Annotated in this window: 22 protein-coding genes; 4 read left to right on the forward strand and 18 right to left on the reverse strand. The window is 43.5% G+C overall.

The window, feature by feature from the left end; translation table 11 throughout:
• Positions 1-186: 186 nt before the first annotated feature.
• Together N5O98_RS19035 and N5O98_RS19040 are read right to left on the reverse strand one after the other, a co-directional pair.
• Positions 187-726, reverse strand: coding sequence for a GNAT family N-acetyltransferase (locus N5O98_RS19035; protein ID WP_008650303.1), 540 nt, complete (start codon positions 724-726; stop codon positions 187-189).
• Positions 727-769: 43 nt separating this feature from the next.
• Entirely contained in the window at positions 770-2,047 is a 1,278-nt protein-coding gene (locus tag N5O98_RS19040; protein ID WP_004311693.1) for an IgA Peptidase M64, read from the reverse strand.
• Between the two features lie 152 nt (positions 2,048-2,199).
• Here N5O98_RS19040 and N5O98_RS19045 point away from each other — a divergent pair, with 152 nt between their 5' ends.
• Positions 2,200-2,679: an Lrp/AsnC family transcriptional regulator gene (locus tag N5O98_RS19045; protein ID WP_004297952.1), complete on the forward strand. Its 480-nt coding sequence runs from the start codon at positions 2,200-2,202 to the stop codon at positions 2,677-2,679.
• A 3-nt stretch (positions 2,680-2,682) separates the two neighbouring features.
• Here the strand turns inward: N5O98_RS19045 and N5O98_RS19050 are convergent, their stop codons facing one another.
• The 6 genes from N5O98_RS19050 to N5O98_RS19075 all read right to left on the reverse strand — a co-directional run bounded on the left by N5O98_RS19050 (position 2,683) and on the right by N5O98_RS19075 (position 7,045).
• Positions 2,683-3,177 (reverse strand): dihydrofolate reductase, encoded by a 495-nt coding sequence (locus N5O98_RS19050; protein ID WP_004311692.1) that lies wholly within the window; start codon positions 3,175-3,177, stop codon positions 2,683-2,685.
• Positions 3,178-3,181: 4 nt separating this feature from the next.
• A complete protein-coding gene (locus tag N5O98_RS19055; RefSeq protein ID WP_004311691.1) occupies positions 3,182-3,976 on the reverse strand; it encodes a thymidylate synthase in 795 nt (264 codons plus the stop codon).
• Positions 3,977-4,015: 39 nt separating this feature from the next.
• Positions 4,016-5,287, reverse strand: coding sequence for a cardiolipin synthase (gene cls / locus N5O98_RS19060; RefSeq protein ID WP_004311690.1), 1,272 nt, complete (start codon positions 5,285-5,287; stop codon positions 4,016-4,018).
• A gap of 120 nt (positions 5,288-5,407) precedes the next feature.
• A complete protein-coding gene (locus N5O98_RS19065; protein ID WP_004297958.1) occupies positions 5,408-5,737 on the reverse strand; it encodes a DUF5056 domain-containing protein in 330 nt (109 codons plus the stop codon).
• On the reverse strand, positions 5,718-6,269 hold the full coding sequence (locus N5O98_RS19070) for an RNA polymerase sigma factor (protein ID WP_004297960.1): 552 nt from the start codon (positions 6,267-6,269) through the stop codon (positions 5,718-5,720). Before N5O98_RS19070 ends, N5O98_RS19065 begins: the two co-directional genes overlap by 20 nt.
• On the reverse strand, positions 6,266-7,045 hold the full coding sequence (locus N5O98_RS19075) for a DUF6249 domain-containing protein (protein WP_004306807.1): 780 nt from the start codon (positions 7,043-7,045) through the stop codon (positions 6,266-6,268). Before N5O98_RS19075 ends, N5O98_RS19070 begins: the two co-directional genes overlap by 4 nt.
• Before the next feature lie 109 nt (positions 7,046-7,154).
• Here N5O98_RS19075 and N5O98_RS19080 point away from each other — a divergent pair, with 109 nt between their 5' ends.
• Positions 7,155-8,618 (forward strand): methyltransferase RsmF C-terminal domain-like protein, encoded by a 1,464-nt coding sequence (locus N5O98_RS19080; protein ID WP_004321816.1) that lies wholly within the window; start codon positions 7,155-7,157, stop codon positions 8,616-8,618.
• On the opposite strand, the gene N5O98_RS19085 is transcribed toward N5O98_RS19080, so the two are convergent.
• The 6 genes from N5O98_RS19085 to N5O98_RS19110 all read right to left on the reverse strand — a co-directional run bounded on the left by N5O98_RS19085 (position 8,615) and on the right by N5O98_RS19110 (position 17,692).
• Positions 8,615-9,445 (reverse strand): hypothetical protein, encoded by an 831-nt coding sequence (locus tag N5O98_RS19085; RefSeq protein ID WP_004321813.1) that lies wholly within the window; start codon positions 9,443-9,445, stop codon positions 8,615-8,617. The genes N5O98_RS19080 and N5O98_RS19085 overlap by 4 nt on opposite strands.
• A 257-nt stretch (positions 9,446-9,702) precedes the next feature.
• Entirely contained in the window at positions 9,703-10,887 is a 1,185-nt protein-coding gene (locus tag N5O98_RS19090; RefSeq protein ID WP_004311687.1) for a TolC family protein, read from the reverse strand.
• A gap of 157 nt (positions 10,888-11,044) precedes the next feature.
• Positions 11,045-14,143, reverse strand: a complete 3,099-nt coding sequence (locus N5O98_RS19095; RefSeq protein WP_004311686.1) for an efflux RND transporter permease subunit — start codon at positions 14,141-14,143, stop codon at positions 11,045-11,047.
• Positions 14,144-14,221: 78 nt separating this feature from the next.
• A complete protein-coding gene (locus tag N5O98_RS19100; RefSeq protein WP_004311685.1) occupies positions 14,222-15,457 on the reverse strand; it encodes an efflux RND transporter periplasmic adaptor subunit in 1,236 nt (411 codons plus the stop codon).
• 88 nt (positions 15,458-15,545) lie between these two features.
• A complete protein-coding gene (locus N5O98_RS19105) occupies positions 15,546-15,956 on the reverse strand; it encodes a DUF6769 family protein (protein WP_004306814.1) in 411 nt (136 codons plus the stop codon).
• 98 nt (positions 15,957-16,054) lie between these two features.
• Positions 16,055-17,692: an ABC-F family ATP-binding cassette domain-containing protein gene (locus tag N5O98_RS19110; protein ID WP_004311684.1), complete on the reverse strand. Its 1,638-nt coding sequence runs from the start codon at positions 17,690-17,692 to the stop codon at positions 16,055-16,057.
• A 119-nt stretch (positions 17,693-17,811) separates the two neighbouring features.
• On the opposite strand from N5O98_RS19110, the gene N5O98_RS19115 reads away from it, so the two are divergent.
• Entirely contained in the window at positions 17,812-18,210 is a 399-nt protein-coding gene (locus N5O98_RS19115; RefSeq protein WP_004297972.1) for a response regulator, read from the forward strand.
• Positions 18,211-18,454: 244 nt separating this feature from the next.
• Here N5O98_RS19115 and N5O98_RS19120 read toward each other — a convergent pair whose 3' ends face one another.
• Both N5O98_RS19120 and N5O98_RS19125 read right to left on the reverse strand, forming a co-directional pair.
• Entirely contained in the window at positions 18,455-20,068 is a 1,614-nt protein-coding gene (locus tag N5O98_RS19120) for a SusD/RagB family nutrient-binding outer membrane lipoprotein (RefSeq protein ID WP_004306816.1), read from the reverse strand.
• Between the two features lie 11 nt (positions 20,069-20,079).
• A complete protein-coding gene (locus N5O98_RS19125; RefSeq protein WP_225483732.1) occupies positions 20,080-23,058 on the reverse strand; it encodes a SusC/RagA family TonB-linked outer membrane protein in 2,979 nt (992 codons plus the stop codon).
• 333 nt (positions 23,059-23,391) lie between these two features.
• On the opposite strand from N5O98_RS19125, the gene N5O98_RS19130 reads away from it, so the two are divergent.
• Positions 23,392-23,613 carry a carboxypeptidase-like regulatory domain-containing protein gene (locus N5O98_RS19130; protein ID WP_004297975.1) on the forward strand — a complete coding sequence of 74 codons (222 nt, stop codon included), beginning with the start codon at positions 23,392-23,394 and terminating at the stop codon, positions 23,611-23,613.
• Between the two features lie 478 nt (positions 23,614-24,091).
• Here N5O98_RS19130 and rpiA read toward each other — a convergent pair whose 3' ends face one another.
• Positions 24,092-24,793: a ribose 5-phosphate isomerase A gene (gene rpiA / locus N5O98_RS19135; protein WP_004310051.1), complete on the reverse strand. Its 702-nt coding sequence runs from the start codon at positions 24,791-24,793 to the stop codon at positions 24,092-24,094.
• Between the two features lie 353 nt (positions 24,794-25,146).
• Positions 25,147-25,797 carry a PAQR family membrane homeostasis protein TrhA gene (gene trhA, locus N5O98_RS19140; RefSeq protein WP_004297979.1) on the reverse strand — a complete coding sequence of 217 codons (651 nt, stop codon included), beginning with the start codon at positions 25,795-25,797 and terminating at the stop codon, positions 25,147-25,149.
• Positions 25,798-25,800: the final 3 nt, after the last annotated feature.

Raw genomic sequence — 25,800 nt, forward strand, 5'->3', positions numbered from 1 at the left:
ACGAAAAACTTTATACCTAAAGATACGAAAACTTTGGGTAATAACAAAGCCCGGGCTTGAGAAAGTCTGGGCTTTGCGCATAAAAAAAGGCTGTGTCAGCGTTTTGACACAACCTCTTTTATATATACGTAGCTGGAGTAAGGTTTTCCATTTGTGAAACTAATTTCGAGCTGCTACCTAATTTAATTAGTTGTCTTTTACTCCATATACTTCTTTATGTATTCTCTTTTTGATTGTTTCAAAATCCTTTTCACAATCCAATTCTCCGTGTACCATTAAATACATGGGCAGAAAATCATCTCCGGGCTTGTAAGGAGGTTGGCTATAGTCTTTTTCCCACAGCGTAAAGCCTTGACGTTGATAAAAGCTGATACGTCGTTTTGCCATTTCCTCTATCGGACGTTCTACTTCCAATACGATCGGGCGTTTCAAATAATTGCATAAGTATTCCAGCGTGCGTTTTCCATAGCCTCCATTTCGCAGGGCAGGATTGGTTGCAAAGTGTTCTACATAGTAGAAACTGTCAAAATCCCAATAGGTAATGAAGCCGACTGGCAGGTCATCATCAAAGATGATGTTATTATGAAAGTTGCCCGTACGATCAGTGTACTCGCGCAGTTGTTCCAACTGACGGTACTCTTCCGGTGGAAACGAATCAATTAGAAGCTCTTCCATGAATTTGTAATGTTGCAGATCCGACGTACTAATTGGTTGAAGTCTAATCATGAGGTTTGGGTTTTAAGTTTGACAATAATATAATTGTATTCCATTAAGGAACATAAAATTCAATCATTCGACGGATGGCACGTTGACAAACCGGACAAAACTCCGGATATTCGTTTGTTTTCATGCGACAGTCATAAGCCGGACGATAAATGCCTTTGGCAGAGTAGCCACCTCCTTCATATACTCCTACGGGATATTTCTTTTTTTCAGCAATAGGGGTCGGGATCGGGGTACCTGACGGAAGCATATCTTTCCATTTGGAAGCGAAGTTCACCCGTGTTGAAATATTTTGTTCCCACGGTTCGACATCCAGCGGATAAGTATCTGTCATCACATCATCATCATAGAAATATTCGTCGGCCAGTCCACCGAAACTGTGTCCGAACTCGTGCACGACTACCGGCTTGAACATCGGGTGATGGGCCGTGGTCAGCGTATACGAATTGTATATTCCTCCACCACCATATACATCCGTGTTAGCCAGGATAATGATATGTTCGTAGGGGATGCCTGCCAATGCATTATGGATAGACTTTACCCGGCTGGTAGTCAGATAACGGTCCGAGTAAAAAGTATCGAAATGGGAGTGAACCGCCGTTTGTTTCCACTGATTTTTGCGGGGAACACTGACACCACTGTCCGTAGAAGGACTGGCTACGGCAACAATATTAAATTTACCCTTCATGGAGCGGAACGGCTCATACGAAAACAAACTTTCGCAGGTACGTTGGGCATCCTGGTAGAAAATATCCATTTCTTTTTCTGTGTATCCTTCTGCAAGGATGGCAACATCTATGCAGTCTTTTTCGTTACCACTTTGAAGCATATACCGATGCGGAGTGACATGTGATACCCCCCGTTTATGAATCAATATATCATCCGGACGCACGATATGTTTATAGGTAGCCAATCTTTTTTTTCGCGGAGAATATAAAGTGACTTCTACCTCCACAGGCTGTTTAGGATAAGGAAGAAGGAAAGTATTCTCAAATCCTTTGGCTGTTTCTTTAGCTTCGTCTGTGGACAGCCACTCTTGAAACAAAGAAGAGAATGACGTTTTGTAGATACACTGTTTGCTGGCAAGGTCTTTCACTATAATTTGTCCGTTGCCTTCCAATGGAAGTTCCGAAAGATGATGTTGACGTCCTGCCCAGGTAGGAAGTTGTGATAGCTCATCCAGATAAATAGCCTGTTGTGTAGCATCCCCGGTAAAGATATAATCCACTCGCAATGTTTTGTTCTGAAAATAATCAGCAAAATTCTGTGCATAACTTCCTATAGAAGTACAGAAACACAGAATAATACAGCAAATATGTTTCATATTAATGGTATATTTATGTTTTTCGCAAAGGTACGAACTATTGTTGACTTATCCGCTTTCTGCAAATAAAAGTAATAGATTATAGTATTTGTTGTCGAAAAATCGCTAACTTTGCATAAAAGATTCATTGATAAAAACAATTTGATTCAAAAATGGGACATCATCAATTAGATGCTTTAGATGAGCAAATTCTGAAACTGATTGCAGGGAATGCGCGTATTCCTTTTTTGGAAGTAGCACGAGCATGTAATGTTTCCGGCGCTGCAATCCATCAGCGTATTCAGAAGCTTACTAATTTAGGTATATTAAAAGGTTCGGAATATGTCATCGACCCCGAGAAAATCGGATATGAGACTTGCGCTTATATTGGTATATATCTGAAAGATCCCGAATCCTTTGATTCGGTAACAAAAGCTTTAGAAGCTATCCCCGAAGTGGTGGAATGTCATTTCACTACCGGAAAATACGATATGTTTATCAAAATTTACGCAAAGAATAACCATCACTTATTGAGTATTATTCACGATAAGTTACAACCATTGGGTTTGGCGCGTACCGAGACATTAATCTCCTTCCATGAAGCCATTAAGCGGCAGATGCCAATCATGGTCGACATAGAAGATGAAGATTAATCGTTATTTTCTCACGTAATCAACAAAAGCATAGGAGCAGAGATGTTTCTCATCCGCAGGATGAGCTTCTCTGCTTTTTTCTTGCCACATCTCTGGCGATACTTCTGGAAAATAGGCGTCGGCTTCGGGAGTCATATCATCTATTTCTGTCAGGCAAAGTTCGTCAGCGAAAGAAAGAGCCTGCTGATAAATACTTGCTCCTCCTATAATATAAATGTGTTCCTCCTCTTTACAACTTTGCAAAGCTGCTTCGAGTGAAGGGAAAACTTCCGCACCGGGACATTCTGTAGCCGGGTTGGAAGATAAAACGATGTTTCTGCGATTGGGTAATGCGCCTTTCGGTAGTGACTCGAAAGTTTTGCGTCCCATCAGTATGGTGTTTCCGGTAGTTAATGCTTTGAAACGTTTCAAATCATTGGGTAACCAGAAAAGAAGTTTGTTCTCGAAGCCGATAGCCATACGGCGGTCTACGGCAGCAATGATAGATATTTTACTCATAAAGTTACACGGCTACTGCTCCCGCAATATGCGGATGCGGGTCATAGTTCACTAATTCAAAGTCCTCAAATTTGAAGTCGAAGATACTTTTCACATCCGGATTGATCTTCATTTGTGGCAATGGACGAGGTTCACGTGATAATTGGAGCTTCACTTGTTCCAAGTGGTTCAGGTAGATATGCGCATCACCGAAGGTATGAACAAAATCTCCGGCTTTCAGTCCCGTCACTTGTGCCATCATTTGCAGCAATAATGCGTATGATGCAATATTAAAAGGAACACCCAGAAAAATATCTGCACTGCGTTGATACAGTTGCAGGCTCAACCGTCCGTCTGCTACATAAAACTGAAAGAAAGCATGGCAGGGAGGCAAATTCATATTATTCAAATCTGCTACGTTCCAGGCGCTTACAATGATACGGCGTGAATCCGGATTATGTTTGATTGTTTCCACCACTTCACTGATCTGGTCGATAAATCCACCGTTATAGTCAGGCCATGAACGCCATTGATAACCATAAACATGTCCTAAGTCGCCGTTCTCATCCGCCCATTCGTTCCAGATGCGCACTCCATGTTCCTGAAGATATTTCACATTAGTATCACCTTGCAGAAACCAAAGTAATTCGTATATGATTGATTTCAGATGTAGTTTCTTGGTTGTCAGGCACGGGAAACCGTCATCAAGATTAAAACGCATTTGATGACCGAAAACGCTGATGGTTCCGGTTCCGGTACGGTCACTTTTTTCTGTACCTTCGGTTAGTACACGATTGAGTAAATCCAGGTATTGTTTCATAATGAATAAGTTGTGGTGAAAATGATTCTCCGCACAAAATTACAAAAATGGAGTGAATAAATTAGCAAACCAGCCGACGAACTTCTTCCACGGGGAGCGCTTTTTCCAGAATTCAGGCGTTAGTTGAGTGCAATGCTCGATATCGTTCCGGAACATTGTATTTAATTCACCCGTTATTTTGGTATCAAAGATAAAGGCATTTGTTTCGTAATCATAGCGCAAGCTGCGGCTGTTCAGGTTGGCAGTGCCAACTGTACAGAACAAATCATCCACCATCATTATTTTAGAGTGATGAAATCCACCGTTATACATATAGACAGTAGCTCCTCTTTTCATCAGTTTGTGCAACTTATAAAGTGCGGCATCCGGAGTAAACGGGATATCGGAGGCAGAAGAAACCATGATTGTAACATTTACGCCTCGGTCGATTGTCCGATTCAACGCCTTTTTGATAGAAGAAGTCGGTACAAAATAAGGATTGACGATATGAACATTCTTTTGGGCCGAATAGATGCTCATGGCATAAGCGTGGCTTAACATACGGCTATTCTTTTTCGGGGTACGGTCTACGATTGCTACCACAATATTCGTACTGTCCGTTTGTTCCTCATGTTGGGGGAAATAAGCGGCTCCACCTACATTCTGCTTGGTTTCCTTATTCCAGATCGTTAGGAATATCTCCTGCAGATCATTGACGGCATCCCCTTCAATGCGTGTGTGCATATCACGCCAGGTTCCGATTTTGGGTAGTCCGTTAATGTAGTAATCGGCGATATTCATACCACCGGTATAAGCCACTTTTCCATCGATGACAGCTATTTTCCGGTGATCGCGATGGGCGGCGTGATTGATATAAGGAAAAGTGAATGGATCGAACTTGACAATCTCGATTCCTTGTTCACGTATTTTCTTGAGATGTTTCTTTTTAAGTGGTTTGTTGTTCGACCAGTTTCCGAATGCATCGAACATAGCTCGTACTTCGACCCCTTCTTTCACTTTTTCGGCCAGCAGAGCAAATAAAGCATTGGCGATGGAGTCATTTCGGAAGTTGAAATATTCCAGATGGACGTGGTGTTTAGCTTCCCGGATGGCTTCAAACAAATCGATAAACTTCTCCCGTCCGCTTTTTAGCAGTTTTACCTTATTATTATCAGATATAGGGATTCCCGATTCTTGTAAATAGCGTAGCACAAGGGAATCGCTGGTTAATCCGATTGAGTCCCTGGGATGTATCATCAGACTGTCGATGATACCTGCCTGAACACTCAATATAGGCAGGAACAGAAATAAAATAAATATACGTAATTTCAAAACTCTTCTCACTCTTTTAGTTTACAGAAGAACAAAGATACGATATCTAAGTTTGGGCTCCTTTGCTAACAAGGGCAAATTTATCATTCTTTAACGAAATAACTTCTTTCCAGGAGTTAATTATGCCATCGAAGCAACCTTTCGTGTAGCCATGAATAATAGTACAACAGCTGCGATAATAATTGACTTCGGATCAAGGCTTGAAGTGCCATGATTAATCATACCGATAAATACTTCTCTTATGGTTCCCCAAGTTGCTTCCAATCCACCTAACCATACAAAAAGTGCGGCCGCCACAGTCATCACGAAAGCGCTCCAGATACGAGCCAGGCGATTACTACGATCGGGTAAGTGGTGCATGACACGGCGACTGAATCCGTTATCTGCTATTTCCTGCTTGTTTTCTGCGAAGAAATCGCGCAAGAGCTTATCATTGTCTATTTCTGTCATAACCGTTTTGTTTTAAATACGTTGCTAATTTTTCTTTCCCGCGTGACAGATGGCTTTTCACTGTCCCTGACGGTACTCCTACAATCCCTGCAATTTTGTCGATACTAATGTCCTCCATGTAGAACAACGTGATGCAGGTTCTTTCCACTTCTTTAAGCATTTTGAGTGACTGGTAGACATCCATTTTTTGCCCGATATTCTCCTGTTCGGTGCTGTTGATGGCGTCTATTTCTCTTGTATCCAAGTCGGCTGTCTCTTTCCGGCTGCGAATATAATCATAAAAAACATTATAAGCAATACGATACAGCCACGTAGAGAAACTTGACAAGTTCCGGAAAGAGGCAATGTTCGTATATGCTTTGATAAATGTATCTTGCGCAAGGTCGTCACTCAATTCGCTGTCGCCGCAAGTCAGGTTCAGGAAGAATCGCCGGATGGGCGACTGATACTCCTTCACCAACTGGTCAAAGGCCCTGGTGTTCTTGAACACCACGACCTGTGCGACTAACGATATATCATTGAGTTGGCTCATTTATTCTCGTCGTTCTTTTCTTCGTTTACTCCTTTGTCTTTCTCTTCGGATTCAGAAGGGATGATTTCGAAACTATCGGTTCTAACGTTATTCGGGTTCTTTTTTTCATCCTTATTACCCGTATACATCCGGGTAGCATTTGCGTCTTGAGTCTGTTGTTTACTACCGATAATCCATTGTCCGATACCCATGAATGTAACGAGTAAGCCGATAGCTCCAATTCCGAATTCGCCGGTGATTGCCCAGAGGAAGATGAAAAGACCGATACCCGTAAAAGTGTTCTTGATGCCTTGTGAACGCGAATCGACTGTTTTGTTTTCGCGGATAAACTCTGCCGGAAGCGGTTGGCCGGCAGCAAGTGCCTGTTCGGCAAGGCGATAACGTGCTTTCCGGTTTTTATAACGGAAGAAGAAGATTACAAATAGAATGAATACCGGAAATCCGAATACAGCAATGATTGCAATGATTGCTACCAGAATACCTCCGCCGGCACTAACATTGTGGAAGGGGAAATCGCTGTCATCCGAATCGAATGTGAAGCTGGCTTTGCCATGAGTGGTGCTAACATTACTTGAGTTTGCATTTACGTCTGCAGAATCAGCATCTGCTGTGTCTACACCAATCACTGTGACAGCAGTATTGTTCGTATTTGCTTTATTGTCTTTGGTCACAGTTACTTTTACTTTCCCGATGGAATCACGAACAACGGTGGTCTGGGCAACAGCCAGTGTGCAAGTGGTCAGTACAACCATCAATGCTAATAGAAAATTTTTCATATCAATAGTTTTTTAATTTATTTCTTTATCTGTTAGACGTAGTTAATATCATAGAAAGTTGCAAAGAGACGAAATATTTTTGATATTTGCGGAAATTAATAAACGAAAGATGGAATTACCTGCTTCTTTTATAGACTACACCCGCGCTCTATTGGGCGATGAAGAATACGACAAACTGGCTGTTGCCCTCCAACAGGAACCACCGGTTAGCATCCGGTTGAATCAATTGAAAATCAATCATTCTTTATCGGATAAAGTACCTTGGTCTTCCGAAGGATTCTATTTGGAGGAGCGTCTCACTTTCACGTTCGATCCCTTATTCCATGCAGGCTGTTATTATGTTCAGGAAGCTTCTTCCATGTTTGTGGAGCAGGTACTCCGGCAATATATCACGGGACCGGTGAAGATGTTGGATCTTTGTGCGGCTCCCGGTGGAAAATCGACTCATGCCCGTAGTGTACTTCCCGAAGGGAGCCTGTTGGTAGCCAATGAGGTAATCCGGAATCGTTCGCAGATTCTTGCTGAAAACCTGACGAAGTGGGGACATCCGGATGTGGTAGTGACCAATAATGATCCGGCAGATTTTTCGGCTTTACTCTCTTTCTTTGATGTGATTCTTACAGATGTTCCCTGTTCCGGTGAAGGTATGTTCCGTAAAGACCCGGTAGCTGTGGAAGAGTGGAGCCCCGAGAATGTGGAAATCTGTTGGCAGCGCCAGCGACGGATTATTGCAGATATCTGGGATGCGTTGAAGCCCGGAGGTATTCTTATATATAGTACGTGTACATTTAATACAAAAGAGGATGAAGAGAATGCACGTTGGATTCAACAAGAGTATGGGGGCGAACCATTAACTGTGCAGGTGCAGGAGAATTGGAATATAACAGGAGATCTTTTGTCAGATAAAGGGGATCATTCTAAATCTTCTATTCCCGTCTATCATTTTTTCCCTCATAAGACGAAAGGTGAAGGCTTTTTTCTGGTGGCTTTTCGTAAGCCGGAGACGGAAGAAGAGATCCCAGTATCTTCTTCCGCCAAAGAGAAAGCTTTCAAGAAGAAGGATAAGAAAGGAACAGCAGCATCTTCTCCTGTATCGAAAGAATATCTGAATATGGCTAAAAGTTGGTTGAATGATGAAAATTCGGACAAGTATATTTTATTGGCGGAAGGAACAAATATCCGAGCTTTCTCACAGTACTATACTAATGAATTGGCGACGATGAAACAAAGCCTGAAAATTGTGTCGGCAGGGATTGAGATAGGCGAGGTGAAAGGAAAGGATTTGATCCCTAACCATGCGTTGGCAATGTGTACCTCACTTTTATGCCGGGAAGCATTCGCTACGGAAGAAATAAGTTATGAACAGGCCATCACATATTTACGAAAAGAGGCCATTACCTTACCGGTAACAGCCCCTCGTGGATATGTTTTGCTTACTTATCGGCATATTCCTCTCGGATTTGTGAAGAACATCGGCAATCGTGCCAATAATCTTTATCCGCAAGAATGGCGCATCCGTAGTGGATACTTACCGGAAAATATACGCATCTTATCAGAATACGTTACTGATTAAGGCAGTATTCCCGCAGGTATTTCCTGTTGGGAAAGACTAAAGCTAAGCTGTCTGCCTTTTCCGATTTCTGTGCCTTCAGCTATTTCTTCCAGCGTGTAGGAAGGAGGAGGTGCAGGTGATGTCCGCGTTTCTCCAATAGGCGGAGTGTTCCAGTTCAGATTTAGGCTTTTATCCAACCGATGAAATAAGTACGAGTTTCCCCATATTATGAATTTATGATCGGAAACAGGTGTTGCCATATCTTCCGAAAAAGTGAGGGTTAGTGTCATTTTCTTATCGTCTCCTTCTTCTTTTTCCAGTTTGTAACTTCCTTGGGTTATTAATTCAAGTCCGGATGAAAAGGCGGTCTGTTCTCCTTGTTTGAAAAAATAAGCATCCCGTGCGTGGTTGTTAATCAGAAAAATGTCGGAAATACCGGGTAGAAGATTCGCATCTCCGTTGGGTAAGTTAGACAAGTAGCTGCGTAGCAACTCCATATTTTCGTAATTATCGACCACCTTGATTGGTAAAGTGCAGGTTTCTTGTGTGGCGTTGTCTGTTACTGTCAGATAAGTCGTTCCGGTGAGGATACCGGTTACATAAATCATACGTCCGGCAGGTACTCCACTCCAGCCAGTTTCAGTTCCGGCACTTGCGATGCGTGTGTCTTTCACTGCAAGTGAGTAGTCACCATTTCCGCTTTCCAGGCCGAGGTAACGTCTGCCACCCATAGGTACTTCGTATTCACTGTTGTAAAAACGCAGTGGATTGTCGTCATCATCTTTACAGCCACTTAGTAGCGTAAGGATGCAGCATAACATGAATAAATAGAAATGTTTAGGTCTCATAATTCAGATTTTATGTTCGTTGCAAATGTAATGTATTGTTTTGAAATATCCAGTCGGAATTTGAAGAAAAAGAGAGGAGATATATTTAGGCACGAATTACACGGATTAACACTGTTGCTTTATAGTTATGACAATACTAAAGACCGTGAATTCTGTGTAATCCGTGCCTAATTTATTATATAAACATACTTATATAACTTAAAAATAGAAATTAGTATGTTCAGCGTAACCCATACCTAAAGGGTTTTATGTACTATTTATAGCTTGCTTTTGTAAATCCGTGCCATTGCCTTTTGGTACTGATTTTCCAATTGCAGATAATTTTGATGACTTTGATAGATCACCGATACTTCAACGAAGTACTCGATCATACTAATTTGTCCACCTGTCAAAGCTTGTTTCAGCAATGCCAAATCTTGTTGAGACTGGAAAGTCTTGCTATATTCTTCCATTGAAGCATGCAGCGTTTTCGCTTCCCGGTAAAGTTGTGCCAATTCAGATTCCACTTGCAGTGTAGCATTATCCTTTTGCAAGTCGATGTTGAGTGCCTGCGCTTTAGCAATTTTCACCTTATTCCGATTTTCGAAAAGCGGGAAGGAAAAGCCCACCACTACACCGTTGAAAGGCACACCAGTCTCTGTATTCCGACGGTAGCCGAGTTCCAGCTTCGGCAGCCACTGGGATTTATTGACAGCAATCTGTTTACGGGCAACGAGAGCCTCGTTGCCTAGTGCCATTAAGGTACGGTCTGTAGCCATGACTTCTGATTTCAACATTTGGTAATCGCTTGGGAACGGTATAGCCGGATATTGATTTTCTTCGAAAACCACCGGAATATTACCATTCAGCGTATTCAGTTCCTGCTGCTTATTGCGAAGTGCCGTTTCGTTCAGAGACGCTTCCGTTTTGACATTCAACAGTTCCAAGTTGATTTTATTGGTTTCGAGAGCATTTGCATCCCCTGTTTGGAGACGTTTGGCGTACATTTTAGCAAGTTCTTCCGCATTGCGGAGACGTTCCTCCAAAATATGCTTTTGCTGACGAAGCATGATAATGTCCAGGCAAAGTTCTTTTGCCTGTAACAGTTTCTCCTGACGAAAAACATCCGACTGACTGTCAAGAGTTCCGGCTTTCAGACGGTTTAACTTGTTACGTGTGGCGTATAAACTAGGGAAATCAAAGCTTTGTGAAACAACCAGCTCACCGATTGTTTCGCTTTTATCTTTTGCTCCCCATAGATGCGCGTAAGAGAGAGTAGGATCAGGCAAGTTATTATCCGTTTTGGCTTCCAGCTTCTGCGAGGTAATCAGTTGCTCGTTTGCCTGCAACTCCTTATTGTTCGTTTCGATATTCTTCAATACCTGTTCAATTCCGTTTTGGGCTTGCACTTCACCTATGGTTAAGAAAAGAAGTGCAGCGCTTATGGTCATGATTTGTTTCATTTCTAATTTCTTTATTTATTACAATCTATTGTTGATAGATACTTTATGATAAGGCATCTATTTGTTTGACACCGAGGAACGACCCGTTCCTCACCGAGAAACACTTGTTTCCTCACCGGGGAACGATGGTTTTCTCACCGAGGAAAAATATCCCTCTCTACAGGCTTTTCTGGGCCTCTTTCCGATGCATCATCAGATAAACAATCGGAACGATAAAACCGTTCAAAAAAGTAGACGTTAATAATCCTCCTAGAATCACTTTTGCCATCGGACTTTGAATTTCGTTACCGGGCAAGTCGCCGGCAAGTGCCAATGGAATCAGTGCCAGTGCAGAAGACAATGCCGTCATTAAAATCGGATTCAGGCGGTCGAGAGAACCTTGAATCACACTATCATATACATTCAAACCTTCTTCCTTTTGCAAATGATTGTAGTGACTGATGAGCAACATACCGTTACGCGTTGCAATACCGAACAAGGAAATGAAACCGATGATAGCCGGAATACTGACTTCTCCTGTTGTAATCACCAAAGCAAATACACCACCGATCAGTGCCAGCGGAAGATTCAGCAAGATAACCCCGGATTCTTTCACACTGCGGAACTCATTGTACAGCAACAGGAAGATAACCACGATACTGATAAATGAAGTCAACGCTAATGTCCGGCTGGCAGCCTGCTCGCTTTCAAACTGTCCACCATACTCGATATGATAACCTTCGGGTAATTGTACCGATGTGTCGATACGTTTCTGAATATCATTCACAACACTGCGCAAGTCACGATCGGCCACATTGGCGGAAATGACAATTTTACGTTTCACATTCTCGCGGTTGATCGTATTCGGACCCATGGCCGATACCACTTCCGCTACATAGCTCAAAGGAACTTTGCGGCCGTCGTTCGTGTCTACCATCAGGTTACGGATTTTCTCTATTTCATCCCGGGCATCATCCTTCACTTTTACGATCAGGTCAAAACTCTTGCCCTGTTCATACACTTGTGAGATCACTTTTCCAGCCAAAGCTACATTCACATATTCCGAAAATTCCGGCAGGGTAATACCGAACTTAGCCAGCATTTCCCGTTTAGGCTGTATTTTCAGCTGCGGACGTTCAATCTGTTGTTCCACGTTCAGGTCGGCAACACCGGGAATGTCACTGATCGCTCCTTTGATTTGATTACCGAGTGAAAACATTTTATTCAGGTCATCACCGAATAATTTGATAGCAATATTCGCTTTCGTACCCGATAGCATTGCGTCGATACGGTGGCTGATCGGTTGTCCGATTTCTATGTTTGCTCCGGTGATCGTACCTAATTTTTCACGTACATCAGCTACCAGTTCACTGCGCGAGCGGTCTTTCAATTCGAACGGAGCTTCTATTTCAGAAACATTGACTCCTAACGCATGTTCATCCAATTCGGCACGTCCCGTTTTCCGGGCTACCGTTTGTATTTCGGGAATTGTCATCAATAACTCTTCGGCACGATGTCCCATTTTGTTGCTTTCTTCCAGCGAAATACCTGGCAGAGAACTGATATTGATAGTAAACGATCCTTCATTGAACGAAGGAAGGAAGCTGCGTCCAAGTGTGAAAAACACTCCGAGGGCAACTACAAAAAGTCCGATTGTACTTCCGAGAGTTACACGTTTATGTGCCAGTACCCAAGTCAGTGCTTTTTCATAAATCCCTTTCATCCAGCGGGCAACAGGAGCTTCTTTCAGTTCCTTGTTCGTCTTATTGCTTCCTAATAGATAAGAGCAGAGTACCGGAGTTAGTGTCAGGGCAACTATCGTAGACGCAAACAGGGCCACGATAAAAGCAACACCTAGTGGAACCAACATTCTGCCTTCCATGCCGCTCAAGAAAAATAACGGAACAAAACTGACTACGATAATCAACGTTGAATTAAGGATAGGCATGCGCACCTCTTTCGACGCATTGAATACCACTTCGAGCGTACTTAGTCTTTCTGCTTCCGCTTTCAGGCGGTTCTCCCGCAGTCGTTTATATACGTTTTCCACATCGACAATGGCGTCGTCTACCAATGAACCGATAGCTATCGCCATACCTCCAAGACTCATGGTGTTGATTGTCAGCCCCATGTAGTGTAAAGTCAGGATCGAAACGAGCAGGGAAAGAGGCAGTGTCACCAATGAGATCAGCGTAGTACGTACATTTGCCAGGAACAGGAAAAGCACGATGACAACGAAAATACCTCCTTCAAAGAGTGATTTTTTCACATTGCCGATGGAGCTTTCGATAAAGCGGCTTTGACGGAATATGTCCGTTGAAACTTTTACGTCCGGCGGCAGATTTTTCTGGAGGTCTTTCAGAGATGCTTCCAGTTTGTCCGTCAGTTCCAGTGTGCTGGTAGCCGGTTGCTTGGTAACAGTCATCAGGACGGCAGATTTGCCGCGTTCTGAAGCAGTACCCAGTTTCGGAGCCTTCGGGCCGATGGTTACGTTTGCAATATCTTCCAGCGTGACAGGGAAGTTATTCACTGTCTTTACTACCGCTTTGCCAAGTTGCTCTGTTTTCGAAGTGGAGAGTACACCACGTACAATATATTCATTTCCGAATTCATAGAGCACACCTCCATTGGCATTTAGGTTCATATCCTGTGTTACAGCCATCACTTCTCCCATCGAGATGCCGTAATGACGCATCCGTTCGGGATCTAGCTGAATCTGATATTCTTTGATATCTCCTCCGAGCACAGCCACTTGTGCCACTCCTCCGGTAGACAGCAGGCGTGGACGGATGGTCCAGTCCGCAATCGTGCGAAGATCGAGCATGGAAGTGGAGTCGGCAGTCAGACCGACGATGAGCATTTCGCCTAAGATAGAAGACTGTGGTCCAAGAGTCGGTTTGCCGACATTGACCGGCAGCGATTCGCTGACCACCGCTAATTTCTCACTAACAATCTGGCGAGCGAGATAAATATCGGTTCCCCAATCAAATTCTACCCAGACAACGGAAAATCCGTTGGTAGAAGAAGAGCGGACACGGCGTACACCCGTAGCTCCGTTTACGGCAGTTTCAACAGGAAAAGTGACGAGCTGTTCAACTTCTTCTGCAGCCATACCGTTCGCTTCGGTCATGATTACTACCGTAGGTGCATTTAGGTCGGGGAATACGTCTACTTCCGTATGCATGGCGGTATACGTTCCCGCAATAAGCAGGAGGATGGCCGCACAAACTACCACCAGCCGGTTGTGTAGGGAGTAATGTATAATTTTATTAAGCATGATATTTCATTAATTGAGAGTTATAAATAACTTGATAGATGCGCCGCACAAAAAAAACGGTTGCGACGCCTAGTCTCTTTAGTGTTCGTGGCTGTGTGCCGGGATTGCATTGCTTGCGCTTGCCAGTCGAACCTGATAAGCACCCTCGGTCACTACACGGTCGCCAGCCTTTACACCAGTTAGGATTTGAACGCTTTTGCCGTTGTCGGCTCCTATCGTTACTTCCTGTTTTTTATAACCCTCTTCGTCCAGTTGCAGATATATGAAGAATATGCCTTGTTCCTCTGTCAGCGCGGTGCGCGGAAGAGAAATCACGTTTTCCATTGCTGAAGAAAGCAGGAATACCTCCACAAATGAGCCGGGAATCACTTCCCCTTTGTTGTCGAACTCAAAAGTGACAGGCACATAAAAAGAATTGTCTCCGGCAGCTTTTCCGAAAGAGAGAAGTTTACCGTTCAATGCTTTCAACTCGTACACCTGATTATTATAAGGAGTCTGGAAATTGGCGGAACTGATGGTGCGGAGATACGGGTAATACTTTTCCGACACTTCGGCACGGAGGAAAAGACGACGGTTCTGCGTCACGCTTACCAGCGGTTGTCCGATTGTCACATAGTCACCTTCTTTCACGAGAATACTTTTCACATATCCGGCAATAGGAGCCGTAATGCTTTGGCCGATAGCCGAATGATTCTTAGAAAGAGCTTCGTAACTAAGACGGGCGTTTTCGTAACTTTGCTCCGCTTGTGCAAAATCCTTGTCGGATACAATCTTGTTTTTAACAAGCTCCTTCATACGTTCGTATTCCTTCTTGGATACCTCGTAGGCAATGCGGGCACGTTGCACCGGATCACCATCGGCGATATTCTTTGAAGAAATAGTGACTAGCGGAGTGCTGCTGCCGACGCTCATACCTTCCGTTACTTTTCCACGGAAAGATACCACGCCGGCTACTGTAGCTACGGCAACCGATTCATCCCCTTGAGCAGCCAGCACCTGTCCGCTGGTTTTAATCACTTGCTGGAAAGGTGCAGGTTCAATAACGCTCACCTTTACACCGGCTGCTTCAGCTTTCGCTTTCGGAAGAATGATTTCATCACTGTGGGCTTCGGCAGCTTCGTTGTATTCATCGGCTGCTTCATGATTGTGTTCTCCGCTACATTCGCCTTCATGGGAATGATCGGGTCCTTCTGCCTCGTGATTATGTCCTTCCGCGGCATGATCGTGTTCATCGTGTGTGTGTGTGACGGTACTATTATTACAGGATCCCAGCACGAATAAGCCCAGGATTCCCACGAAAATAAGTTTTTTCATAATGATATTTTCCTACTAAATTTTACTGTTTTCTTTTTACGCTACAAAGATAAGGTAGCGCAGATGCAACTAATTTGCATTTACGCTTTTACGCAAAAACAGAGTAGGGAGGGGCACGAAGAGAAGTGGTACGATGAGTATCCGTACCATGCAAAGAGTCTCGGTAAACGTAATAGTTTTTAATCCGTTTCTCTTGCGGTCGTAATAAATGCTCGATGATTACATCCGTGAATAAGGTAGCGATGAATACGTAATCCGGTCCGCTATCCGTATGTATGGATGGAGTGGGAGAGTAGAAACGAGTCATACATTCGCTGCTGCAACATGAGTCGTTTCCCGGGTGATGATGATGCGTGGGACATTGCTGTTCTACAGGCAAGTCCTGCTTCATGCAAATCATTCCGTTGGGGTGATGATGATGGGGAATAACCGCTGCCACCAACATAATAATGTTGATAAAAAACAGCAGAGTTACTATAATTCGTTTCTTCCCTTTCATCCTTTCTTTTAGAGGTTATCCGCTTTTCAGAGCTTCAAAGTGCAAATATACAAATACTTTTATTTCGCCTGTAGCCGATACCCTCTTTTTATTATTTATTATTTCTTTTCCAGTTCTTGCAACGAATCCATTTTCTTCTTTTCGAGGAACTCATAGATACCGCAAAGATGTTCCGTCACCTTTTGATTACCGAACTCATACACCTTGGTAACCAGCCCGTCAAGGAAGTCACGGTCGTGTGAAACGACGATCAGCGTACCATCAAAATCCAGCAATGCCTGTTTTAGAATATCTTTCGTTTTCATGTCCAGATGATTCGTCGGCTCATCTAAAATCAGGAGGTTGACAGGTTCCAGCAATAATTTAATCATAGCCAGACGGGTACGCTCTCCACCCGAAAGCACTTTGACCTTTTTCATCGATTCCTCGGGACCGCCAAACATAAACGCCCCCAGCAAATCACGAATCTTGTTCCGGATATCCCCTTTGGCTACATCGTCAATCGTTTGGAAAACCGTCAGGTTTTCATCCATCAGCGAAGCCTGATTTTGAGCGAAATATCCAATTTGCACATTATGTCCGAGAGTCAATGTACCGTCATGCTCAATCTCCTTCATGATACACTTCACGAGCGTAGACTTACCCTCACCGTTCTTACCAACGAAAGCTACCTTATCACCACGCTCAATCGTCAGATTAGCATTGCGGAATACCACTTTGTCTCCGTATGTCTTTCCAACACCCTCCATGATGACCGGGTAACTGCCCGAACGGGGTGAAGGCGGGAATTTCAGTCGCAATGCAGAAGTATCCTCCTCGTCCACTTCGAGCAATTCCAGCTTCTCCAGCATTTTGACACGGCTCTGCACCTGCAACGTCTTTGAATAAGTCCCCTTGAACCGTTCGATAAACTCCTTCGTTTCAGCAATAAACTTCTGCTGCTCGTCATAAGCCTTCTGTTGCTGTTCGCGGCGGTCCTTGCGCAGCTGCAAATATTGCGAGTAATTTACCTTGTAATCATAGATACGTCCCATCGTCACTTCGATGGTGCGTGTTGTAATATTATCCACGAATTTACGGTCGTGACTAATTACAATGACCGCTTTTCCATTATTAATAAGAAAATCCTCCAGCCATTGAATAGATTCGATATCCAGATGATTCGTCGGCTCATCGAGCAAGAGCACATCCGGTTTCTGCAACAGCAATTTGGCGAGTTCGATACGCATTCGCCATCCACCGCTGAAATCACTCGTCTGGCGTTGGAAATCTCCTCGGGTGAATCCTAATCCAAGCAATGCCTTTTCCACATCCTCTTCATAATTAGTAGCATCGATTGAATAAAACTTCTCGCTCAAGCTGGACACTTCCTCGATCAGCGCCATGTAACTGTCGCTCTCGTAGTCCGTCCGTGTTTCAAGCTCCTTGTTCAACTTTTCGATCTGCGCTTCCATCTCATGAAGATGTGAAAAAGCCTGTGCCGTTTCGCCAAACACTGTTCTTCCGTCTTCCGTCATCAGATGTTGAGGCAGGTATGCTACTACGCAATCTTTGGGTGCGGAAACTTTTCCACGTGTCGGTTGCCGTGCGCCTGCCAAAATCTTCAGCAGCGTACTTTTTCCAGCCCCGTTTTTGCCCATCAGAGCGATGCGGTCTTTTTCATTAATTACGAAAGAAATATCACTAAATAAAGCAGTGCCGCCAAACTCTACGGCTAGTCCGTCAACAGAAATCATACTATTCTTTTAAATTGAGGCGCAAAGATAGCGAAATATATGAATATTTTTTATACCTTGCGGGCTGAAAAGGAAGATAGCTCTAAAAAAACAGATAAAAAAAACAATATATAAGCGATATGGAAAGCGAACAAATGAATGAATTCAGACCTTTAATTTTGGTAGCTGAAGACGATGACAGCAACTTTAAATTAATCAAGGCTATCATAGGCAAAAAGTGTGATATCGAGTGGGCTAAAAATGGCCAGGAAATGGTGGAGTTGTTTCAGCAACACCAGCAAAGAGCCAAAGCAATGCTAATGGATATTAAGATGCCGGTGATGAACGGATTGGAAGCAACGAAGATAATTCGTGAATCTAACACAGAAATTCCTATTATCATGCAGACGGCTTATGCTTTTAGCTCGGATAAGGAAAATGCAATGAATGCAGGAGCAACTGAAGTATTAGTGAAACCTATCACCTTGGGTATTCTCCGCACTACGTTGAGTAAATATTTACCCGATTTGCAGTGGTAAGATTGATTCTTACGAGATTTTTTTTAGTTTATTAAAAAAGTGCTTAAGCGTTAAAAACGTAAAAGCATGGAAAAGAAGTATGATTGGGTAGAAAAATGGTATTACTCTAACTTCATCTAATGCATTTGGATAAAATAAAATAGGCGAACCTCACGGTTGGCCTATTTTTGTTCGTCTCTGTTAATTTGTTAGAGTACAGAAACGACTCTATGTAAAGTCTCTCCTTTGAGAGATTTTAAGTTCATTATTTGTTTCCGCCAGCCCACCATACGGCCTCGCTATATACGTACTGTCCATCACCGAAAGCAGCTTTCACTTCAGGATTTGCCAATACATCGTCTGCTCCATAACCGAAGCGCAATGGGAATTTACTGCTGTTCTGCGGGTTTTTCAGTACAATGAAGTTTTCTCCTGCACCTTTCAGACGGCGGTAGTCATTATAGGCTTCCAGTGATTCGCCGGATGCGCCGAAGAAAGCAAGATACTTTTGTATCATTGTCTCTTGCAGAGGGTTGGCATCGAATAACGGTTCCACTTCATCCGTGAAATAGGCTTCTGCCACATCTGCACCCAAATCGCTGTCACCATCATATATCCAAGTGTCTGCAGCATCTATAATTGAATTTCCCAGATTCTCGAATCCGGCAGTGACTGCATCTTTCAAAGCAGTCTTAGCTTCGCCCAGTCTGCCTCCCAAACGGCACAATGCTTCTGCTTCAAGGAATTTCACTTCGTGATAGCTGATTAAAAGAGTAGGAGCCGACATAGCCCATGATATCATCGACATACCATAATTATTCTGCAACTCTTGCGGAGTTCCGTTAGGAGCCGCTTTGATGCCTGCGATGTCCGTAGCTTGCGTAGCTCCGTATCCATAAGTGATATATCCGGTAGGATCAGGTTCCAGGAACGCTTGCGGTGCTCTGGGATCATTGCGCTCAACGAACTTTTCAATCAGACTTGCACTAGCTGCTAAACTGTTGCGGCTGTAGCTGAAGGACCAAAGCGGATTCAATTGCGAATCAGCATCGTAAACGGCCAACTTACATTCTTCACTTGCGTTGGCAAATGATTTGCTCACATAAGTAAGAATATTCTGAAGATCTGTAGTCTTGTTGGCACTTTTATTGAGCAGACGCATTGTATAACGTGCTTTTAACGCATAGGCCGTTTTAAGCCACATACTTGCCTGTGTACTGGTGTTTGAACCATAGATCAAGTCTTTAGAACCGACTGCACCGGATAAGCCCGTATCTTTGGCAGTACCGTTATTCAGTAGAGTGATGGCATCATCCAGGTTCTGCATTACTTCCTGATAGATACTTTCCTGTGTATCCATTTTAGGTTGCATATACATCGGTGTACCGTCCGGATTGAGGATACCTGTCTGGCTATACGGTGTGTTTCCAAACACATCGGCTGCCACAGCTCCATTGTAGGCGAGCAGGATTTTAGCAATCGCTTCCGTCACTACGTTTCCTTTTTCCGAAGGATCTTCTTCGCATTTCTTGATAACGATTTTAGCATTCTTGATATTTGAGTACACGTTGATCCATGCATTGTTGTAGGTAGTAGCCGTTGTGGGCTCTCCGCTGCGTACTTCCGCGCGGTAAAGCTGGTTGGATATACCCGTTTCATGTTCTATGTAAACAGAAGAATAGAGCGAGAAATCCCCTCCTACAGTGCTGAATGCAGTACTTACGCCTAAGTCCGTAATTAAGAACTTAGCGGGCGCATCCAACGGATTGTTAGGGTTTTCATTGATTTTATCCATTGCGTCTTCCGTACAAGCAGAAGCAATGGTAGCAGTCAAGAAAGAAACTGCCAGCAATTTTCCTATTGATTTATATTTTTTCATTGTCTTGCAGATTAAAATTTAATGTTGAAACCAAAGCCGAAACTAGCTGTTTGCGGCATTGAATAATCTTCAAATGCTCCTGCCATGTTGTTGTTACCCTGACTGGCTTCCGGATCGAGGTCAGGCAATTGTGCCCAGATCAGAATGTTTCTGGCAAATGCGTTTACAGAAAGTTCAATCGAACGTTTTTGAAGAATTTTGTAGTTGACAGCCACTTCACGCAGTTTGATGAAAGAGTTGTCATATACAGAAGATTCGTCGATGTCGTTCAAACGGCTGTAATATACCTGTTGTGCGTTTGCACCTGTGATGGCGATATCGTTTTTAGTTCCATCAGTTTTGTAGCCGTCAAAGATGATAGTACCATCACGGTTTTCCGTTCTCTTGCTGACACCATAGTAGTCTGCCAGTCCGGTTGTCCTACTATACATCTGACCACCCTGTTTCCAATCGAGCACTGCGCTGATTGTACACTTCCATAAGCGTAATGTGGTGTTGAAGCCCATCAGGAAGTCCGGAGAAACCTTACCGATAACCTGTGCTTCACCAGCGATAGGTAAACCGTTTTCGTCTACCAGACGATTACCATTCGCATCTCTCTTGAAGCCTACACCGTAGATGACAGGGAATTTCTCACCTGCTGAAGCGCGTACCTGCGGAGTAACGTATCCTCCCAGAGAGATATTCTCCACACCCGGTGCCAGTTCATCTACGTAGTTGTCGATCTTCGTCCAGTTGAATGCAAAATCCCAGTTGATATTCTTCGTCCGGATTGGATTGAAGCCAAGAGTGAATTCATGCGTGTTGGTATGAATCTTACCACCGTTGGTGAGCAGTTTGCTAGCACCGGTAGAAGAAGCCAAAGGCACTTCAAAAATCTGGTCTTTAACGTTCTGGCGTGAGTACGTATAACTGAATGTGATTAAGTTATCGAGGAAGTTCACGTCAGCGCCCACTTCATACGAACGTGTATTCTGCGGTTTCAGTTTCGGGTCGAAAATCGTGTAGTACGGAGTATAGGCGGTAGTACCTTTCATCGGGTACATGATTGGAGTTAACGTATAGAATCCACCTCCATACGTAGGAGTAGAGTAGTAGTTTTCAAGGAAATCACCTGCTTGTCCTACTTCCGCATACGATACTCTCAATTTGGCGTGATTAACTATATTGTTTTTCAATGCATCTAATTCCGTCAGGATAAAACCAGCCGAAATAGAAGGATAGAAGAAAGAGCGGTTGTTACGTGGCATATTGGATACATAGTCCTGACGTCCGGTGAGGGTCAGATAAAGCATATTTCTGTAAGAAGCCGATACGTTACCGAAGAATCCCACCGTACGGTTTTTCCATGTCTCTTCCTCTGTCTGTTGAGTAGTGGCGTTGTTGATGTGGTTCCATCCCGGGAAGTTGTAGTTCGTACCATATTCATAATACTTCTTTCTGTTGCTTTGGATAATTTCGTTACCCACTACCGCGTTCAGTCCCCAGTCTTCATTGATATGCCAGTCGTAGTTGATGGTCAGCAATGAGTTGTATGTAGCATTTGTCCAGCCGTAGTTCTCGATCTGTCCGCGACCGCCACCGGTGTTGCTACCATATCCGTAGCTGTCTACATAGTGAGTGGTGTAAGCATCCACACCAACCATGTATTTCGCGTTCAACTTGTGGTTCGTTGTGCCGAAATCAGTCTGATAGCTTGCATACACATTTCCGAAGAAGCGGTTGGTATCTTCCGTAAATTTGTTGTTTTCCATCGCCCAGTAAGCGTTGTCAAAGCTACCACGGAAAGAATTCTGTGTGTACGGGTTACCGTCTACGTGACTTGGAATACCGGCCAGATCATAGCTGGGAGGAGCTGCGTAAACCGTTCTCAACAGACCGTTACCGGAAGTCACTGCCTTGTCGATAGAAGTAGTGATATAGTTAGCTGTAAATCCGGAACTCCAGTTGTTAGTCAGTTTCGTGTCAGCACTAACCTTTACATTATATCTGTCCATACCAGTGCTTGAGATAATACCGTCCTGATGTGTATTTCCCAATGAGATAGAGTAGGAGCTTTTGTCGAGCATCTGCGCTACATTCAATGAATTGCTCCAGGTGATTCCTGTGTCGAAGAAGTCTTTTGCATTGTCATATGCCTGTGGAGTAGCCCACGGGTCAAGACCGGCTGCTGCACGCTGGGGAACATAATATTTTCCTTGTTGCTTACCGAACTTCTGCGTGTATTCGTTATCTGTGTTACCTCCATACGTTGCGTCGTTTGGAAGTTCGGAAATCTTAGGTCCCCAAGACGTTCCCGAAGTAGTGCTGAATACTCCACCCGAACCTTGTGCGTATGTTTTCTGGAACTCCGGCAGACGACCGACTACATCGAAGCTGACATTAGAAGAGAAGCTAACCTGCGGTTTGCCTTTTTCCAGTCCTTTACCACTCTTGGTTGTGATGATAATCACACCATTGGAAGCGCGGATACCATAAAGTGCAGATGCAGCCTGTCCTTTCAAAATGTTGATACTTTCAATATCATTAGGGTCGATATCTACCGCACGGTTGGCGAAGTCCGCTCCGCTCACACTACCATTGTTCTGAATGTCTGTGCTAACATCCGGCGTACTGGTCACCGGCATTCCGTCAATAACGTAAAGCGGAGTGTTGTCACCCGAGAAAGAACGTGCACCACGGATAGTGATCTGTGAAGAAGCTCCCGGCATACCACTTGAAGGCTTCACGTCCAAACCGGACACCTTACCTTGCAACGCTCCCGCCAGATTAGAGTTGGCAGCTTGCGTCAGTTGATCCGATTTTACGTCCTGAACGGCGTAACCCAGTGCTTTTTTCTCGCGTGAGATACCCATGGCTGTCACCACAACCTCATCCAGTGCTTTCGCGTCGCTTTTCAAAACAACTTTTATCACTCCCGGTTTGATGGAAACGTCCTGCGAAATCATTCCTACATAAGAAACGCGCAAAGTTTTAGCAGAACTTGGTATGTAGAAGTTTCTGCCTTTATCATTGTTAATAGTTCTTTAACCCTTTTGAAGGTGCAAAATGATAAAAAGATACCGTTTTGGAGGCAATAATGTTCACTTTTCCTTGAAAAGCCTGATTTTGGTGCTATCTTTATGATAGAAATTATCTTTTAAAATATGCTAAATCGGAAAGGTGTTCTTTTAACCTATCAGTTTTTGAATACTTTTTGCTTTCAAAACGATACTTTTTAGTTAAATACGTAACACTTTTTTCGGTTTGTCATAATTAGTGTTATCTTTGCAACCTGTTAGAGACAAAAAATCTGTTTATAGGTTAAATTTAAGAGAGAATTTATGAAAAGAAAATTGATGTTCTTAATGACCTTCCTTTTTATAGGTATAGGTCTAGTGACAGCGCAAACATCCAGAGTTACCGGTTTGGTTACCTCTGAAGAAGATGGGCAACCTGTCGTAGGTGCTTCAATATTGGTGAATGGCACTACCCTTGGTACTATCACTGATATTGACGGTAAGTTTACAATCACGAATGTACCAAGTTCTGCTAAGACTTATTGATTTTTCTTTCCTCCTTTCCTTCTGCTTTTTTTTCTCCTATCTTGTTGTTTTTCAATGTTTTTGTTTCGGATTTTAAAAATTAACCTATTCTTCCGGTTTCTTTTATTGAAACTTCCTTTATCAATTTAGTAGTCTTTGCTTCTCATTGATTTTTGAGAAGGGATTAATATTCTACCCAAATTTTTAATAAATTTCCCGGTGTTTTTCTTTATCTAGGCGTTTTTAATATTCGGGTTTTGGAGGTATGAGTTAAATGTTACAATCTAATAGTGATTGAAATTATGAGTGATAGTAAAGAAGAATGCAAAAGACTGCAAGTATAAGTTGTCTGACACCCGGGTGTCGGTATGTCTGAGACCCGGGTGTCAGATAACCTAGTTCTACTAACTAAAATAAAGGTAAAGCTATACTATTTAATTTGCATTAGAACAAATCAAATTTACGTCTCTACAAAATGGGATTTTCAGCTTGTGTTATTTTATTCCGCCACGATCACTTTGATGTCATAACCTATGAAAAGTCCGCTCTCTATAACACCAGTGATTGCCTTCAGTCGTTCTTCGAGCGAAGAATCGATGTCGTTGAAACGGGTGTCGAGGATAAAGTTGCCGTTTTCTGTAAAGATAGGTCCGTCTTTGCCACGAGCGGGACGAAGAACAATCTCCGAGGCACCCAGTCGCTGCAACTCATGCTCTACATAAGTCAGTGAGTCCGGAAAGACCTCTACAGGGATGGGAAATTTGCTTCCCAACTGATTTACACGCTTGCTGGGGTCGATGATGATGAACGTTTTGCGGCTGCTTCTAATCAGTAGTTTCTCTTTGAACATCGCTCCGCCACGTCCCTTAATCAAGTTCTGTTGCGGATCTACTTCGTCTGCTCCGTCGAATGTCCAGTCGGGCCGTTGGTTCCAGAGGGTAGTTTGGGGGATGCCTAGCTGTATGCAGGTCATCGAGATTTCTTGTGAGGCGGGAATCACTTCGATATGCAAGTGCTCTTCACGAATTCGTCGTGAGAGTTCGAACAGAGTCAGGTAGACTGTAGAGCCGGAGCCGGCTCCTATCACATCTCCGTCTTTTGCCGTGGCGGCAATTTCACGGGCTACGTGTTCTTTTGCCTCCCGGTTGATGATGGAGTCCGACCATTGCAGGTGTTTTATCAGGTGATTTTCCCAATCCATAAGTTTACGTTCTAAATCGTTTTCGTTTTTAAGTTCCTCTTTTCTATATAACGAATTTGTGAATCTGTTTGTTTGTTCGTTTCAAATTCAGAAGGAAAAAAACTCATTAGCGGCAATTCAATCATTTAAATCGTTAATAAACGATTCGTTAATTTTTAACTTTATTGCGTTAAACGTTAACGAACCTCTGCTTTTTATTAAACCGTGTTATAAGTTAGGTTGCTTTGGCCTGAAAATTTGGAGATGACCGAAAAGTCCGTATCTTTGTACTGTGTTTTTCATAGTATTAGATTTAAGGTTAACAAAGATTGGCTGTCTGGGATAGATAGCCTTTTTTTTGTCCCTACCATTCCTTACAGAATCAGCCAGATCGCAATGATATGTCCGATGCTGCCTCCCAGGCAAAACAAATGGAAAGTGGCATGCATATACGGTTTGCGTAATGAATAAAAGACAGCTCCCACGATGTATGAGACTCCGCCGCCGATCAGCCACCAGAAAGCAGTAGTGGCTCCCAGTTCTCCCAGATGATCCAGCAAAGGCTTCATGGCCACTAATATGCACGCACCCATACCCACATAACAGGCCGTTTCGAGGTTGCTGTGTTCTTTCAGCTTTTTGAAGCTAAGAATGAAACCGGCAATAGCCGACAGCCAGACGAAAGCGAAGATTCCCCATCCCCATCCTCCGGCATGCCGCAGGACAAGTAGCGTGAAAGGAGTGTAGGTGCCCGCGATGTGCAGGTAGATAGCTCCATGATCGAATTTGCGGAGCAACTCTTTCAGTTTCCCCGGACGGCTGCCGTGATACCACGTAGAACTGATATAAGAGGAAAGCATCCCCGCCAGATAGACGGATACACAAGCAACTGCCCACTGCGGTTCCATATTCTCGGAAGCCTTTTCCAATAGGAAATATCCGGCCACGATTCCAAGCAGGATGCCTATTCCGTGGCTAAGGGTATTTGCCCATTCTTCTATATGATTGTATCGTTTGTTCTTCAATGT

Origin of the sequence: Bacteroides sp. LFL-34 (assembly GCF_027257075.1) — a bacterium.
Taxonomy (GTDB): Bacteria; Bacteroidota; Bacteroidia; order Bacteroidales; family Bacteroidaceae; genus Bacteroides; species Bacteroides ovatus.